Source organism: Nocardiopsis lucentensis DSM 44048, assembly GCF_000341125.1.
In the GTDB taxonomy this organism is placed as follows: Bacteria; Actinomycetota; Actinomycetes; order Streptosporangiales; family Streptosporangiaceae; genus Nocardiopsis; species Nocardiopsis lucentensis.
In genome coordinates, this window is the sequence record NZ_ANBC01000421.1 from 1 (window position 1) to 14,350 (window position 14,350).

The following is a 14,350-nucleotide window of genomic DNA, read 5'->3' on the forward strand; positions in this document are numbered from 1 at the left end:
CCGGGCGGCTCAGGCGCATGCTCCCGTCGCCGCTCTCGGGAACCGGGTGGTACCCCAGCTGCCGCAGCCGATCGATCAGCGCCGACCGGCTGACCCGGCTCGCGACCACCGTCGGCGCCAGGCGGATCAGTCCGAGGTCCTCGGCGCGGCGGTCGGCGAGCAGCTCCTCCAGCGCCGCCGGTTCGTCGCACCTCAGGTAACTGGAGGCCGAGCCCGCGCGCAGGCGCCCGTGGCGACGGCCCACGTCTGACACCAGGTAGCGCAACGCCTGGGGCACCGGTGTGCGCGAGTGACGTTCGAGCAGGGAGGTGATGTCGGCGACGCCCCGCCCCGCGTCGAGCGCGCGCCGCACGGAGTCCTCGGTGAAGCGGAAGACCGTGGCGCCGCCGGTCGACTCCACGTCCGCGACCAGCGCGAGTTCCCGGGCCAGCTCGGTCACCAGCGGCCCCGGGGCGATCGCGGTCATGTCCCCCTGGAGGAGGACGTGGTCGAGCGGGCGGGGAAGTTCGCCGGCCAGCACCCGAGCGGCCGCGTCCTCGTCACCGTCCAGCAGCGGCCGCGTGTGGTCGGCCAGGGCCCCGCGCCCGGTCAGGCCGAGCGCCGCGGCCTCATCCACGGCCGCCCGCACGAGCTCCGTGTACACCGGGGACTGTCGACGGGGGCGCCGCCAGGCCAGACGCACGGCCAGCGAGTCCGGGAGCGGCGCGAACCCCGGCGCCGCGGTCGCCAGCTCACCGAGCACGTCCCGGCGCGCCTGGGGCGCGGCCGGTCGCGTCAGACCGGGGCCCAGCACGTTGCGCGCCCGACCACCGGAGTCGGTGGACCCGGTGAGCGCGGCGACGCGGTCCGATTCCAGCCAGGCCGACGCCAACCGCAGCCACCGCTGTTCGGCCGGGCTCTCCCGCCACAGGTCGTACTCGCGGGTGGGCAGCCACTCACCCGCGACCCGGTCGTCGGCGCCGACCAGTCCGGCGGCGTGGGCGGTCTCCACGAACAGGGCGGCGGTGGTCTCGTCGGTGTCCATCGTCTGGGCGGCGCGGCGCAGGTCCCTCACTCCCATTCCGCCGTTGCGGAGCACGGCGGCGGGGTCCTGGGACCAGCGCTCCAGGAGTTCCTCGATCGCCCGCAGCACCGTGAAGGCCTGCCCCGCCGCGGCCCGGGTGACCGCGTCCCCGGGGTTCTCCGTGCCTTGGAACGGCGGCGGTTCGGTGGTGACCTCCCGGAACAGCGGTCCCGAGCGCAGCGCCAGGCCGACCTCGCGCGGCAGGGTCAGTGTGTCCTCGCCGGTGGGGACGAGCAGGGCGCGGGCGAGGAGCGTCTCGACCGGGGACGCCGCCGTGGCCAGGCTGACCTCGCGCCGCGCGTCCGACACGGTGCCGTTCGGCGGTCCCCACGCCATGCTGTCCAGAAGCCTGCGCGCCGGCGCCCCGACCTGGTCGACCAGTCCGTTCACCCGTGCCGGGTCGGACAGGAGGGTGGCGACCGTCTCGACGGGGGTGGCGGCGGTGCTGTCGGGCGCCAGGTCGTCGGCGAGCCGCTTGACCGCCCCGTGCGGCAGGGCGCTGAACAGGGCGCGGGCAGGCTGGCCGAGCCGCGCGGGGTGGGGGAGGAGGTCGCGCAGGACCTGCACCGGGCGCAGCCGTCCCCGGTCGGGCCAGACCAGGGCGAGGCGGTGCAGGGTGTCGAGGGCACGAGTCAGGGGATCGTCGGTGGGGACGGGGCTCAGCTCGAGGGCGGCGGCCAGGTCGGCGGGAGGGACGCCGACGGGTTCGCAGAGCCGGTCGTCGCCGAGCGCCACGACCGACTCCAGGACCTGGAGGGTGAAGCGGTCGAGTCGTTCCAGCACGCGCAGGACCGCGTTGCGGCTGGTCGCGCGGGCGGCCAGGGCGCCGATATCGGCGGGCACCGGCTGGGTGAGGTCGGGCCGGGCGGCCAGCAGCGCGGCGAGTTCGTCGTCCGAGCGGCCGCGCAGCCAGGACGTGAACGTCGGGGGGCGGGAGGCCGTGTCGTGACCCTCCGACCCTGGATGGTCCCGGTCCGCCCCCGGGCGGCGCCGGTCGGGCTGTGCGTTGTCGCTCATCGTGTCCACGCTAAGCGATGTCGTCCCGCGCGTCGCGCGTGTGCCCCCGCTACCATTCGTCACCGGGCACAAGGCCGAATTCGAACAGAATTCGATGCCCGGAATCAAGGATAAGGGTTAAAAGCCAGGTCATTGTGGGCCAATATGGGGTCATGTCCCAGCGCTCGGAACAACTGGTACTCGACTATCTGTCCGAGGTCGGCCTGATCCTGCACGGTCGGATGACCGCCAGGGAGCGCACGGCGTACCTGGCCGACCTCCGCTCGCGGATCGACGCCCGCCGCGCGGCGGGGGGCGACCCCGGTCCCGACGCGGCCCGCGAGGTTCTGAGGTCCTTCGGTACCCCGAAGGACCTCGTCCGCAGGGAGTGCGAGGGCCGCGACCTGGACATCCAGGACGACGAGCTCATCCCGCCCCAGCCCGCGCAGGCCAACCGGGAGCCGCCGCCGTGGCGTGGCGGGCCCAACCGCGGCCTCATGGCACTCCTCGACGGGACCGGAAGGCCGGAGGCCGACACGTCCGGAGCGAGCCGGACGGGGCCCGTGCGCGGTGTGGCGCTCGTGGTGCGCGCGTGCCCGGGGGAGGCCGCCGCCCTGGGATTGATGCTGCTGACGGTGCCGTGGCGGTGGGACCTGGCGTTCGTGTGGGTGCTCGCGGCCGCGTTGATCGTGCTCAGCCGGGTGTGGAGCACCCGCGACAAGTGGGTCGGTGTGGGGCTGCCGGTGGTGTCCTGCGCGGTCGCGATGCTCCTGTGGGACGGCGAGGCCAAGTTCATCGACCGGTACATCCAGGAGTCGCTGCCCGCCACGGGCGTGATCGGGCTCGGACTGGCGTGCCTGGTGTGCGTGTTCTACCTGTATCCGAGGGCGCTGCGGTCCGCCCTGGTCGGTGACCGGGCCCGGGAGGGGGTCGTGGAGGGCTGAGGGAGCCCCGGTCGCGCGCTCCGGACTCCGCCCGGGTCATCGCTTGGCAAACGCTCGGAATAGCCTTCTCCGCCCCGCAGGTGACGGCGCGTCCGAATCCGCGACTTCGTGTAGACCTGTCCCTACGCCGACGCGTCCGCACGGGCGGCGGTCGCGTCCCCGGAGGTGACCCGGTTCTCCAGCCCGGGCACCACAGGTCGCGTGGCCCGCGCCCCCGCCGAGTCCCGTCCCACACTCCGCGCTCAGCGGTGCGTGGGCCACCGCCGACGCACGAGGCCCGGAGACAGAAGTCCTCCGGGCCTCGTCGCGTTGTCACGGGGTTCCCCGTCCCCGCGCCGACCAGTCGGGGGGCGTCCGAGCCCTACCGATGGACCGCTGTCGGCGCGCGTCCGCTCGGCCACGGGGGGTGAGATATGCCCTCGCGTCCGAAGGGTCTCTCCCAGTACCTTGGTCATCGTCCCCGGCAATCCAGGGGCGCCACGGGAACGGGTGGGAGGGCGGTCAGGACGCTCCCCGGTGTCCGGATCCCCGGTGCCTGACAGCGAAAGCGTGAGGTCACTACGTGCCCACCGGCAAGGTCAAGTGGTACGACGGCGACAAGGGTTTCGGTTTTCTCACCCGTGACGACGGCGGTGAGGTGTTCGTGCACTCCTCCTCCCTGCCCGCGGGCACGACGGCGCTCAGGCCCGGCCAGAGGGTCGAGTTCGGCGTGGCCGACGGGCGCAAGGGCGTGCAGGCGCTCCAGGTGAAGCTCCTGGAGGGCCAGCACTCGGTCGCCAAGGCCCGGCGCAAGAAACCGGATGAGATGGTCGTCATCACCGAGGACCTGATCAAGCTCCTGGAGGGCCTGTCGGAGGGCTACCGGCGGGGGCGTCATCCCGAGCGCCGTGAGGCGTCCAGGATCGCGTCCGTCCTGCGTGTGGTCGCCGACGACCTCGACGTCTGAGCCCGTGCCCGCCCGGTGGCCGACGGCCCCGGGCGCGGCCCCGTCCGCGCGGCGAGACCCGACCAGGGGGAGGAATCGGGTGAACCTTGACCCGCGGCATGGTCAAATCGGTGCGCGCGATCAGTGAGAATGGGGAACGTGAGCCCTTCTCGACGTTCTCCTGTACCGGACAAGGCCTGTATCGAGGCGGTGGACCTGGCCCGCTCGGCGGCCGCCGAGGTCGGGCGGCCCGAGTGGGTGGGAGAGCAGCGCGCTCCCCAGGTCGAGGGCACCCGCCTGGTCACCCACTACTTCACCTGCCTGGACCCCTCCTACCCGGGGTGGAACTACGCCGTCACCGTGGTCCGCGCGTCGCGCGCCAAGTCGGTCACGGTCAACGAGGTCGTTCTGCTCCCCGGCGAGGGTGCCCTCGTCGCGCCCGAATGGGTTCCCTGGAAGGAGCGGCTGCGCCCCGGTGACCTCGGCGCTGGCGACCTCCTGCCCACGGACGAGGACGACGAGCGCCTCGTCCCCGGCTTCGCGCAGGTGCCCGAGGGCGAACTGGACGAGGAGGGCGCCGACCAGCAGATGTTGTGGGAGCTCGGCCTGGGCCGACGCCATGTCCTCTCCGAGGCCGGTCGCGAGCAGGCCGCCGAGCGGTGGTACAACGGCGAGGCCGGTCCGCGCAGCCCGATCGCCACCGCCGCGCCCGCCCGCTGCGCCACCTGCGGATTCCTCACCCCGCTCGCCGGTGAGCTGCGCCAGATGTTCGGCGTGTGCACGAACGAGTTCGCTCCCGACGACGGCAAGGTCGTCTCGCTCGACCACGGCTGCGGCGCCCACTCCGAGGTCCGCCACCCGGCCGAGCGCAACGAGCCGGTCGCGCCGGTCGTCGACGAGCTGGGCTACGACCACATCACCTTCGAGGACACCGCCGAGCTGGAGCTCGTCTCCGCCGACTCCTGAGTCCGGCTCCCCCGGTCCCCTCCGCACGCGCGCCGGCGGCTCCGCCCCGGCCGCGTGCGGCCCGTGCGCACCACCGCGCGGGTCACCAGGAGGACCGCGAGTCCATGATCATGAACGCGACGATCAGCGTGGCCGTGGCCGTCCACACCAGGAACGACCACAACGTGAACGCGAGGGGGAGGTCGCGCAGCCGCGCGTGGCTCGGGTCCCTTCCCTCCCTCTCGTCCGTCATGATCGTCCGGGGCAGCCACCGGTGGAACGGGCGGACGTTGATCACCACCCCCGCGAGGAGCAGGACGTAGGACGCCAGCGCCACACGGGCCGAGGCGGTCTCGAGGTACACGCTGCCGGCCGCGATGACACCCACGAGGGGAAGAGCCGCCATCCGCCACCGTGATCGCTTCGTCGGCATCCACGGCACGATGATCGCCCAGAACAGGACGGCCGAGCCCGTCGCGGCGGTCCAGTAGTAGGTCATGGGGGCGTCCGGAAGCACGCGCGTCACCGTTCCCGTTCGACTCGGGCGGTCCGGGCGCGACGGCGGTCGCCGTCGGCGTCGGACCGCGGACGGTTGTCGAGAGTCCGACGTAACCGACGTCTTGGTGATTTCCTCGGCGGTCGTGTCCGCGCTCACCCCGTTCGGCGCGTACCGGAGTGTGACTCTCCCGGGCATGGCCTAAGGTCGTTCTGCCGTCCGTGTGCGATCCGGGGCGGCACCGCGCCGGGCTGGTTCGCACCGCAGGAGGAATCCACGATGGCCGAGTCGGTGACCGCTGGGGCGGTCGACCCCTTCAACACCGCCGAGCTGCGCCGACGCGTGCTCGCCGCGTGGGCCGACGCGCCCGCCCGGTTCCGTGAGGACGCCAACGCCGAGGAGGACTTCGCGCTCGGCGGCTACCGCGACCGCGTCGTGGTCGAGCTGGCCCAGAACGCCGCCGACGCCGCCCGACGCGCCGACGTCCCCGGGAGGCTGGCCCTCACCCTGGAGGACGACCGGTTCACCGCCGCCAACACCGGCGCCCGCCTGACCGCCGAGGGCGTGGAGTCCCTGTCCACCCTGCGCGCCTCCACCAAGCGCGGTGAGCACGGCTCCGCGGGCCGCTTCGGCGTCGGGTTCTCCGCGGTCGCCGCGATCAGCGACGAGGTCACCGTCTCCTCCGGCGGCTCCGCCGTGTCCTTCAGCGCCGGACGGGCCGGGAAGGCCGTCGCCGAACTGCTCACCGGGGGCACGGCGCACGAGGACCTGGCCGAGGAGGTGGAGCGTCGCTCCGGACACGTGCCGATGCTGCGCCTGCCCTTCCCCACGACCCCGGTCGATGCGCGGGGCTACGACACCGTCGTCACACTGGCCCTGCGCGACGCGACCGCCCGCGAACGCGTGCGCGACCTCCTGGACGCCACCGGCGAGGCCCTGCTGCTGGCCCTGCCCGGCCTCACGGAGGTCCGCGTGTCCGTCGACGGCGCCGAACGCCTCCTCACCCGCGACGACACCGACCCGGCGGGACCGGTCACCACTCTGCGCGACGCCGACGGCACCCGGCTCACGCACTGGCGGGTGCTGACTCGCTCGGGCGCCTTCGACCCCTCCCTGCTGGCCGACCGCCCGGTCGAGGAGAGGGGCCGAACGGAGTGGGAACTGACCTGGGCGGTGCCGGTGGACGCGGACGGTGTCGTGGCGACCCTGCCCACCGACGTCGAACCGGTCGTGCACGCGCCCACGCCCACCGACACCGAACTCGATCTGCCCGCCGTCCTCATCGGCACCTTCCCCCTCAGCACCGACCGCCGCACCGTCCAGCCCGGCGCGGCCACCGACCTGCTGCTCTCCGAGGCCTGCGACGCCTACTGCGCGCTCCTGCGCCGCTTCGACGCCCGTGCCGCGCTCGACCTGGTACCGGGTACGCGCGTGGGCGGCGGAGCGGTCGACGCCGCCTTCCGCGCGCGCGTCACCGAACCGCTCCAGAACACTCCGTTCCTCGCCACCGCGGCCGGGGCCCCCGTGGCACCACGCGACGCCGTGCTCCTCGACACCGGCGGCTCCGGCGGCGCGGGTGAGCTGGTCGGGGTCGTGGCCGAACTCGTTCCGACCCTGCTCCCCGGCACGTGGAACCCGCGCCACCCCGCACTGACCGCCCTGCGGCTGCGCCGTGTCGGGCTCGCCGACCTCGCGGACCTGCTCGGTGACATCGAACGGTCGCCCGACTGGTGGGCGGAGCTGTACGGCGCGCTGGAGATCGCGGGCAGCGGAGGAGCCGACCTCGACGAACTGGGCGCCCTGCCGGTCCCGCTCGCCGACGGCAGGCTCGTCCACGGACCGCGCTCACTGCTGCTGCCCACGGAGGACTGGGCGGAGGTCGCCGACGCGCACGGTGAGCGGCTCGACCCAGCCGCCCTGTCCGCGCTGGGAGTGCGGGTGGTCCACCCGGACGCCGTGCGGCCGCTGCTGCGCCGCCTGGGCGCGGTGGACGCCAACCCCGCCACCGTCCTGTCCGACCCGCGCACCGAGGCCGCGGTCCGCGACTCGTTGGAGGCCGAGGACCCCGAACCCGTGGCCGAGGCCGTCCTCGACCTGGTGGCCGCCTCCGGGATGACCGTGGCCGACGCCCCCTGGCTGGCCGACCTGGCGCTGCGCGACGATGAGGACGGGTACTCGGTGGCCGCCGAACTGCTCGTGCCGGGCGCGCCCCTGGCCGGACTCCTCGTGGCGGACGCGCCCTTCGGGACGGTGCACGAGGACGTCGTCGAACGGCACGGCACCGAGGCCCTGCGCGCCGTCGGCGCCCTCTGGGAGCTGACCGTGGTCCGGGCCGAGGAGGTCGCGCTCGGCGAGGAGCTGGTGTCGGCCTTCGACGGGGCGGCCGGCGACGGCGGGCCGGACGGGCTGGAGGACTGGGCGGACGAGGTGCTGGAGCGGGTCGGTGACCCGGACCTGCCGCCGGTCGTGCCGGAACTCGTGTGCGTGGCCGACCTCGACTACGTGGCCGACGACCAGTGGCCGACGGCGCTGGCGATGCTCGCGGGCGGTTCGCTCCGCGAGGCGGTCACGTCACCGACGCGGGTGCTGCTGCCGGACGGGCGCGTGGCCGACGTGCCGTCCTACACCGCGTGGTGGCTGCGCACGCGCGCCCTTCTCGGCGGGCGTGCCCCGGTCGAGCTGCGCACGGAGGACGCGGACGCGGCGCTGGTCGGGTTGTACGACGAGGTGCCCGCCGACGTCGATCTGGAGTTCGCCCACGCTCTGGGCGTGCGCACGACCCTCGCCGAACTGGTCGCCGACCCGGACGGACCGGACGACCTGTTGTCCCGGTTGTCCGATGCGGCGCGGCACGTGGACCGCACGGCGCTGCGGCGGGTGTGGACCGCGCTCGCCGGGGTGGACACGGACCTGGTCACGCCGCCGAGCCGGGTACGCGCGGTGCACGGCGGAGCGATCGTCGTGGCCGACGCCGAGGACGCGGTGGTCGTGGACTCACCGGACCTGCTGCCGCTGCTCGACGACCGTCCGCTCGTGCTGGCCCCCGCCGAGGCGGCGGAGGCGTTGGCGGACGTGCTCGACCTGGACCTGGCGAGCGAGGCCGTCGACGGCGAGGTGGGGGCCGGCGGCGAGATTCGCCAGGTCCCCGGGGAGGCCGAGCTGTTCCTCGACCCCGGCGGCGAACCGGACCGGACCTACCTGCACCACCAGACGCTCACCGTGGACGGCGTGGAGGTGGAGTGGTACGTGGGTGACGGGTTGGTCCACGCCGCCACCGGCGGCGGCCTGGCCCGAGCGCTGTGCTGGCGCGCCGGGCAGTGGGACCGCCGACACCTGGTGGCGGCGGTTCTGCGCGACCCGTCCGCCGCCGCGACCCTGCTCGCCGAGGCCGACCTGGACTGAGGGGCGGTCGCCGGGGTGCGCTCAGGCCAGGGCCGCGGCGAGGCGCTCGCCCAGACCCTCCTCCCGGCCGCCCCACCCCGTGACGTCGACCTCGTCGCCGACGGACAGCGTCCCGGGTCGGGTGACCGCGAACTTGGCGCCGAACGCCACCCCGCCGCTGTCCGCGCGGCGGTAACCCGCCAGGGAGCGTAGGGGTTCGGGGCCGTCCTTCTCCCCCCGGTCCTGGTCCACGGTGGTGACCGCGCAGCGGATGCACACCTTGGCGTAGCCCAGCTCCGCGTCACCGAGGCGGACGGCGCGGACGCGGTCCTCGGTGTGTGGCTCCGACCAGCCGGAGACGATGACGTTGGGGCGGAAGCGGTTCATGGGAACGGCCTCGCCGCCAGCGCCGGTGATCCGTTCGTTGAGCAGATCCAGGGAGGCCAGCGACGTCATGAGCACGGCGGTGCTGTCCGCGAAACCGCTGGTCCCCGAGGTCAGGCCGCCGGTCTCGCGGGCGTGGTCGCGGGGGACGCGCACCAGCCGGCTGGCCGAGCCGAGCGCCTCCGACAGCCACGCGGCCACCTCGTCGCCCTGGTCGACGCCGACGAACGGCTTCTTGTGCAGCACCACGTCGACGCGCGGCCCCTCGGGGTCGACCTTGAGGTCGAAGGGGTCGAGTCCGTCCAGACGCAGGCTCACACCCGTGCCCTCGGCGTCGATGCCCGCGCGCACGAGCGCCATGCGCGGGTCGACGCGCTGGCTGCGGAAGGCCCCCCGTGAGTCGACGACCATGAACGTCCGGTCGTGGGCGATCCCGGCGGGGGTCATCTCCGCGCGGGAGACGCTGGTCCCGGCGCAGCCCTTGACGGGGTAGCGGACGAGTTCGGTGATGCGTGCCATGAGCCGAAGGTACCGCGTGGCCACCGGAGTGAACGCGGTGGGAGGCGGGCACCCGGATCGGACTCTCGCACTCCGCGCGGCCCACCGTGCACCGACCGAGTACGGATCCGGCGCCGTCGGGACCGGGCGGGGACCGGGCGGCGCGGGTCCGCTCCCCCAGCCGCCCCGCCCGCGTCCACGGGCCCGTGGAACCGGAATGGGCCGACCCACGTCACAGAAGGGAATCGGTCCCCCTGATACCGGGGCTGGAAGTCGGGCGTCATCCCTCCCCCTTCTTGGAGATCATCAATGATCCGCGGACTCGTCCCCCACCCCCAGAGCGGTGCCGTCCTCCCACGGGCGGCCGCCGGAGTCGCCTCCATCGCCCTCGCGGCGGCCCTGACCTCCTGCTCCTTCAACATCGGCGAACTGGAGCCCGTCGGCGAGGACGCGACACCCCCCGCCGAGACGGAGGAGACCGGCAGCGAGGAGCAGTCCGGGCAGACCGGCGCCGCCGAGGACGGCGTTGGGGAGGGAACCAACACCGGCGCCGCCGGGGAGGAGCTTCCCGTGGACCCCGCCGAGGCCGTGGCCTGGGACGAGGAGACCTTCTGGCTCAGCGGGTCCGGAGACGCGCTCTACCGGATCGACTGGACGCCCTCGGCCAGCACCGCCCTGGAGTTCACCCACACCGGCGGCGCCAACTTCATCGTGGTCCCCTACGACGCGGACGGGATCCGCTTCGGCAGCCTGGTCAACGAGATCGGCGCCTACGAGGGCGACACCGTGCTCGGTGACGCGGTACTCCTCGGCGACGCCGGCGGCATCGAGTTCATCCACATCCAGGCCGACGGGGCCTGGACCATGGGCCGCTGATGCGCCCCGCGTGACGGAGGCGGGACGTCCCGCCTCCGTCACGCGGTGATTCACCGAGTGCGCTCGGGGAGGGGCGCGGGCCTGCCGCGGTGAATTCGCTGGCCCGTGACGGTGCCGCGCCGTAGGGTGCCCGGCATGTCCCGAACATCCGAACCCTCACCGCCGTCCGGCCTGAGCATCGTCCGGGGCGACGCCACCAGCCCCCACGCGCCAGGGCCCAAGATCATCGCCCATGTGTGCAACGACCGGGGCGGCTGGGGCAAGGGATTCGTCCTCGCGTTGTCCCGCCGATGGCCGGAGCCGGAACGCGACTACCGGGCCTGGCACCGCGCGCGTGCCCGCAACGACTTCACACTGGGCGCCGTGCGGCTCGTGCGGGTCCGCCCCGACACGTGGGTGGCCAACATGGTCGCCCAGCACGGAACACGGCGGGGGAACAGCGGTCGACCGCCCATCCGCTACGAGGCGGTCGCCGCCTGCCTGCGTGCGCTCGCCGCGCACGCCGACGAGCTCGGGGCCACCGTGCACATGCCGCGCATCGGCTGCGGGCTTGCCGGGGGGAGGTGGGGGCGGATCCAGCCCCTCATCGAGGAGGAGCTCCTCGCCCGCGGGGTCCAGGTCACCGTCTACGACACCGACTGAGGATCCGTTCCTCGGAGCGGTCATCCCGGGGCCGCCGTTCGGGCGCTGCCGGGGCGCCCACGGATCGAGGTCGCGCCGCAGGCGTCCGTTGGGGCTGGCGGCGGGCGGGACGAGGCCAAGCGGCGGGCCCCGAAGAACGCCTCCTACCGGGCCACAACGCCCCTCCTACCGGGCCACCCGGAAGAAACCCTCCGAGATGAGCGTGCGCAGCGCGTCGGGTGTGCGTTCCCGGACGACCTCCGGGTCCTCCCCGATCAGTTCGGCGATCACGTCCAGCAGCGGTCCGACCGGCATGGTGCCGTCGCACACACCGGCCAGGGCCGCCTCGACCGTGCCGATGCGCGCGACCCGGTGCAGCCCGTCCCGCTGGCGCAGGACGATCTTCTCCGGGTCCGGCGCGCCCGGACGCCCAGCGCGCTCCTCCATCACCCCGGGCGCGAGGGCCACGTGCGCCGACAGCAGGGCCGCGTCGGTGAGCCGCAGCGCGGTCATCGCGCCGTCCACGACGTCCGGCAGGTACGGGCCGACGGGCTGCTCGATCTCGTGCCGCAGCTCCTCCACCCGGACGGTGGCGTCCTGGGCGGCGTCGTTGCGCAGGCTGATCCAGCCGAACCCGATCCCCTTGATGCCCTCGCGCTCGAAGTAGTCCAGCCAGGCGTCGTACCGGCGCGTGTACTCGGGGGTGCCGTGCTCGCAGGAGTCGCGCAGCCACAGCTCCACGTACTCCGCGGGGTCCTGGACGTCGCGCTGGACCACCCAGCCCGAACAGCCGGTGCCGGTCACCCAGCCGCCGACCCGGTCCTCCCAGTCGTCGCCGTCGGAGTGCACCCAGTTGGCGAGGAGCTGACACCAGCCTCCGTCGGTCAGGTGCGCGGGCGCCTGGCGGACCAGTTCGGCGCAGACGGTGTCGCCGGGCAGGTCCGACTCCCGGTAGGTGTACCGCGCCGACTCGGGCGTGATGACGAACGGCGGGTTGGACACGATGAGGTCGAAGCGCTCGTCCGCGACCGGCTCGAACATCGACCCCTGCGCCAGNCCCGCCAACCGCACGGCACGCGGGTTGAGGTCGGTGGCGACCACCTCGCGGGCGCGTGCGGCCAGGTGCAGCGCCTGCACCCCGCACCCGGTGCCCAGGTCCAGCGCACGCTCGACCGGGCCGTCCACGATGAGCTGGGACAGCGTCGCCGACGCGCCCCCGGCGCCCACCACGTGGTCGGGGCGCGGGACGGTCCCGCTGCCCGGGCGGACCTTCGGGTCGGAGACCACGAATCCGGGGCGCCCCTCCTCCAACTCCCACGGACCCAGGTGGACCAGGGCGCGCACGACGGGGCCGTCCGCGCCCGCGGTGTCACGGTCGACGGTGACGAGTCCGGCCTCGGCGAGTTCGTCGACGGGGAGGATGGCGCGCGCGGCCCGTTCGGGGATGGGCGTCTGGAGCCACCACAGCCGCAGCAGCAGTCCGAGCCGTTCGTCCCCGCCGGTGGCGCGCAGGGCGGGCACCAGTTCCTCACGGGCCAGCGCCCGTGCGGCGGCGTCGCCGAGCCGGTCACGGACGCCGGACACCGTGTAGTCGGCGTCGATGAGGATGCCGCGGAGTCGGTCGGCGAGTGCGCGAGGGAATTCTGTCTCAGACACCCGCCCATTATCGGTCAGGCGCGAGAGTGCCCCGCTGGTCGGCGGGCGGATCAGGAGGGCCCGGGGCCGTCGTCGCGGGTGGGGGAGGCGGCGCGTCCGGCGGCCTCGGCGCGTTTGCGGAACAGGCGCGGGATGTAGAGGAACCCGAACACGCCCAGGACGATCCCGGTCACACAGACGCCGATCCACCAGCGTTCGGTGTTCGGGAGGCCGTCGCCCATGGAGATCAGCACGACGAGGGCGATCACCCACGCCACGGTGCCGATGGCGGCGGGGACGCGGTAGTCGCTCTCGTGGACTTCGGGGTCGGGCTGGCGAGGTTTGCGCACGCACCCAGGCTATCCGTTGGGGGCCTCTCGCTTCGTGGGGTGCGTTCGGTCACACCGTGTCGGCCGATCATCCGACCATATGGCGATTCCTATGAAACATGAGTGTCATTAGTGACCTGTGTTGTACAAACATGCAACTAACCTGGCCCAGAATCCTTGTTGTCCCGTAACGCGACCAGGTCAGGCTGACGACGTGAGCACACCGAACACATCCCCCAATGTGTCCAAGGCCCCCTCGGGACCTGTGGACCGCTTCTTCCGCGTCACCGAGCGCGGCTCGAACATCGCGACCGAGATCCGCGGCGGTCTGGCGACCTTCTTCGCCATGGCCTACATCGTCGTTCTCAACCCGTTGATCATCGGCACCGCCGCGGACGTCAACGGCGACACCCTGGGCATTCCGCAGGTCGCGGCCGTCACCGCCCTGGTCGCCGCGATCTCCTGCCTCCTCATGGGCGTGGTCAGCCGCTACCCGTTCGCCATCGCGGCGGGCATGGGGCTCAACGCGGTCGTCGCCTACGGCCTCGCCCCGCTGATGCCGTGGTCCGACGTCTTCCTGCTGATCATCGTCGAGGGCGTCCTACTGCTCATCCTGGTGGTCACCGGGTTCCGCACCGCGGTCTTCGCGGCGATCCCGCCGGGGATCAAGACCGCGATCGCGGTCGGTGTGGGCCTGTTCCTGGCCTTCATCGGCCTGGTCAACGCCGGGTTCGTGCAGGCCGGCGAGGGCACCCCGGTCCAGCTGGGCGACGGCGGTCTGAACGGCTGGCCGATCGTGGTCTTCGTGCTCGGCCTGTTGGTGAGCGTCGCGCTGTACGTGCGCAAGGTGAAGGGCGCGCTGCTCATCGGCATCGTCCTGGCGACCGTCGTCGCGATCGTCGTGGAGACCGTGTTCGGCGGCGGTGACGCCGAGGGCGGCCTCGGCTGGAGCCTGACGGTTCCGAGCCTGCCCGCGGGTGTCGGCGACATCGCCGCCCTGCCCGACCTCAGTGTCATCGGCCTGTTCGCCGACGGCGGTCTCGACGTCCTCGGGCGGTGGGGCGACATCGGCTTCGCCACGGTCCTGATGCTGCTCTTCACCCTGCTGCTGGCCGACTTCTTCGACACGATGGGCACCATGGTCGGCGTCGCCTACGAGGGCGGACTGGTCGACGAGGACGGCAACATGCCCAACACGCGCGAGGTTCTGGTCGCCGACTCCCTCGGCACCGTCCTCGGCGGCCTCGGCTCGGCCTC

Annotated in this window: 12 protein-coding genes; 7 read left to right on the plus strand and 5 right to left on the minus strand. The window is 73.4% G+C overall.

What is annotated here, in order from left to right; translation table 11 throughout:
- Positions 1–2,080 (minus strand): helicase-associated domain-containing protein (locus D471_RS34530; RefSeq protein WP_040689756.1); only part of this gene is annotated, 2,080 nt, incomplete at its 3' end.
- Between the two features lie 152 nt (positions 2,081–2,232).
- Between D471_RS34530 and D471_RS0114800 the strand changes: the two genes are divergently transcribed.
- The 3 genes from D471_RS0114800 to D471_RS0114810 all read left to right on the plus strand — a co-directional run bounded on the left by D471_RS0114800 (position 2,233) and on the right by D471_RS0114810 (position 4,894).
- On the plus strand, positions 2,233–3,003 hold the full coding sequence (locus D471_RS0114800) for an HAAS signaling domain-containing protein (RefSeq protein ID WP_026127743.1): 771 nt from the start codon (positions 2,233–2,235) through the stop codon (positions 3,001–3,003).
- Between the two features lie 562 nt (positions 3,004–3,565).
- Positions 3,566–3,949, plus strand: a complete 384-nt coding sequence (locus tag D471_RS0114805; RefSeq protein WP_017599332.1) for a cold-shock protein — start codon at positions 3,566–3,568, stop codon at positions 3,947–3,949.
- 189 nt (positions 3,950–4,138) lie between these two features.
- Positions 4,139–4,894 carry a DUF3027 domain-containing protein gene (locus D471_RS0114810; protein ID WP_017599333.1) on the plus strand — a complete coding sequence of 252 codons (756 nt, stop codon included), beginning with the start codon at positions 4,139–4,141 and terminating at the stop codon, positions 4,892–4,894.
- 82 nt (positions 4,895–4,976) lie between these two features.
- On the opposite strand, the gene D471_RS0114815 is transcribed toward D471_RS0114810, so the two are convergent.
- The gene (locus D471_RS0114815) at positions 4,977–5,372 is read right to left on the minus strand and encodes a hypothetical protein (RefSeq protein WP_026127744.1); all 396 of its coding nucleotides are present in this window, start codon (positions 5,370–5,372) and stop codon (positions 4,977–4,979) included.
- A gap of 276 nt (positions 5,373–5,648) precedes the next feature.
- On the opposite strand from D471_RS0114815, the gene D471_RS0114820 reads away from it, so the two are divergent.
- On the plus strand, positions 5,649–8,771 hold the full coding sequence (locus D471_RS0114820; RefSeq protein ID WP_017599335.1) for a sacsin N-terminal ATP-binding-like domain-containing protein: 3,123 nt from the start codon (positions 5,649–5,651) through the stop codon (positions 8,769–8,771).
- Positions 8,772–8,792: 21 nt separating this feature from the next.
- On the opposite strand, the gene D471_RS0114825 is transcribed toward D471_RS0114820, so the two are convergent.
- Positions 8,793–9,653 carry an MOSC domain-containing protein gene (locus D471_RS0114825; protein ID WP_017599336.1) on the minus strand — a complete coding sequence of 287 codons (861 nt, stop codon included), beginning with the start codon at positions 9,651–9,653 and terminating at the stop codon, positions 8,793–8,795.
- Positions 9,654–9,941: 288 nt separating this feature from the next.
- Here D471_RS0114825 and D471_RS40215 point away from each other — a divergent pair, with 288 nt between their 5' ends.
- Both D471_RS40215 and D471_RS0114835 read left to right on the plus strand, forming a co-directional pair.
- Positions 9,942–10,508: a hypothetical protein gene (locus D471_RS40215; protein ID WP_017599337.1), complete on the plus strand. Its 567-nt coding sequence runs from the start codon at positions 9,942–9,944 to the stop codon at positions 10,506–10,508.
- A gap of 135 nt (positions 10,509–10,643) precedes the next feature.
- Positions 10,644–11,150 (plus strand): macro domain-containing protein, encoded by a 507-nt coding sequence (locus tag D471_RS0114835; protein WP_017599338.1) that lies wholly within the window; start codon positions 10,644–10,646, stop codon positions 11,148–11,150.
- A gap of 165 nt (positions 11,151–11,315) precedes the next feature.
- Here the strand turns inward: D471_RS0114835 and D471_RS0114840 are convergent, their stop codons facing one another.
- Together D471_RS0114840 and D471_RS34535 are read right to left on the minus strand one after the other, a co-directional pair.
- The gene (locus D471_RS0114840; RefSeq protein ID WP_017599339.1) at positions 11,316–12,785 is read right to left on the minus strand and encodes a DUF7059 domain-containing protein; all 1,470 of its coding nucleotides are present in this window, start codon (positions 12,783–12,785) and stop codon (positions 11,316–11,318) included.
- Between the two features lie 50 nt (positions 12,786–12,835).
- The gene (locus D471_RS34535) at positions 12,836–13,114 is read right to left on the minus strand and encodes a DUF2530 domain-containing protein (RefSeq protein ID WP_017599340.1); all 279 of its coding nucleotides are present in this window, start codon (positions 13,112–13,114) and stop codon (positions 12,836–12,838) included.
- A 193-nt stretch (positions 13,115–13,307) separates the two neighbouring features.
- On the opposite strand from D471_RS34535, the gene D471_RS0114850 reads away from it, so the two are divergent.
- On the plus strand, positions 13,308–14,350 hold a 1,043-nt coding region (locus tag D471_RS0114850), incomplete at its 3' end, for an NCS2 family permease (protein WP_040689758.1).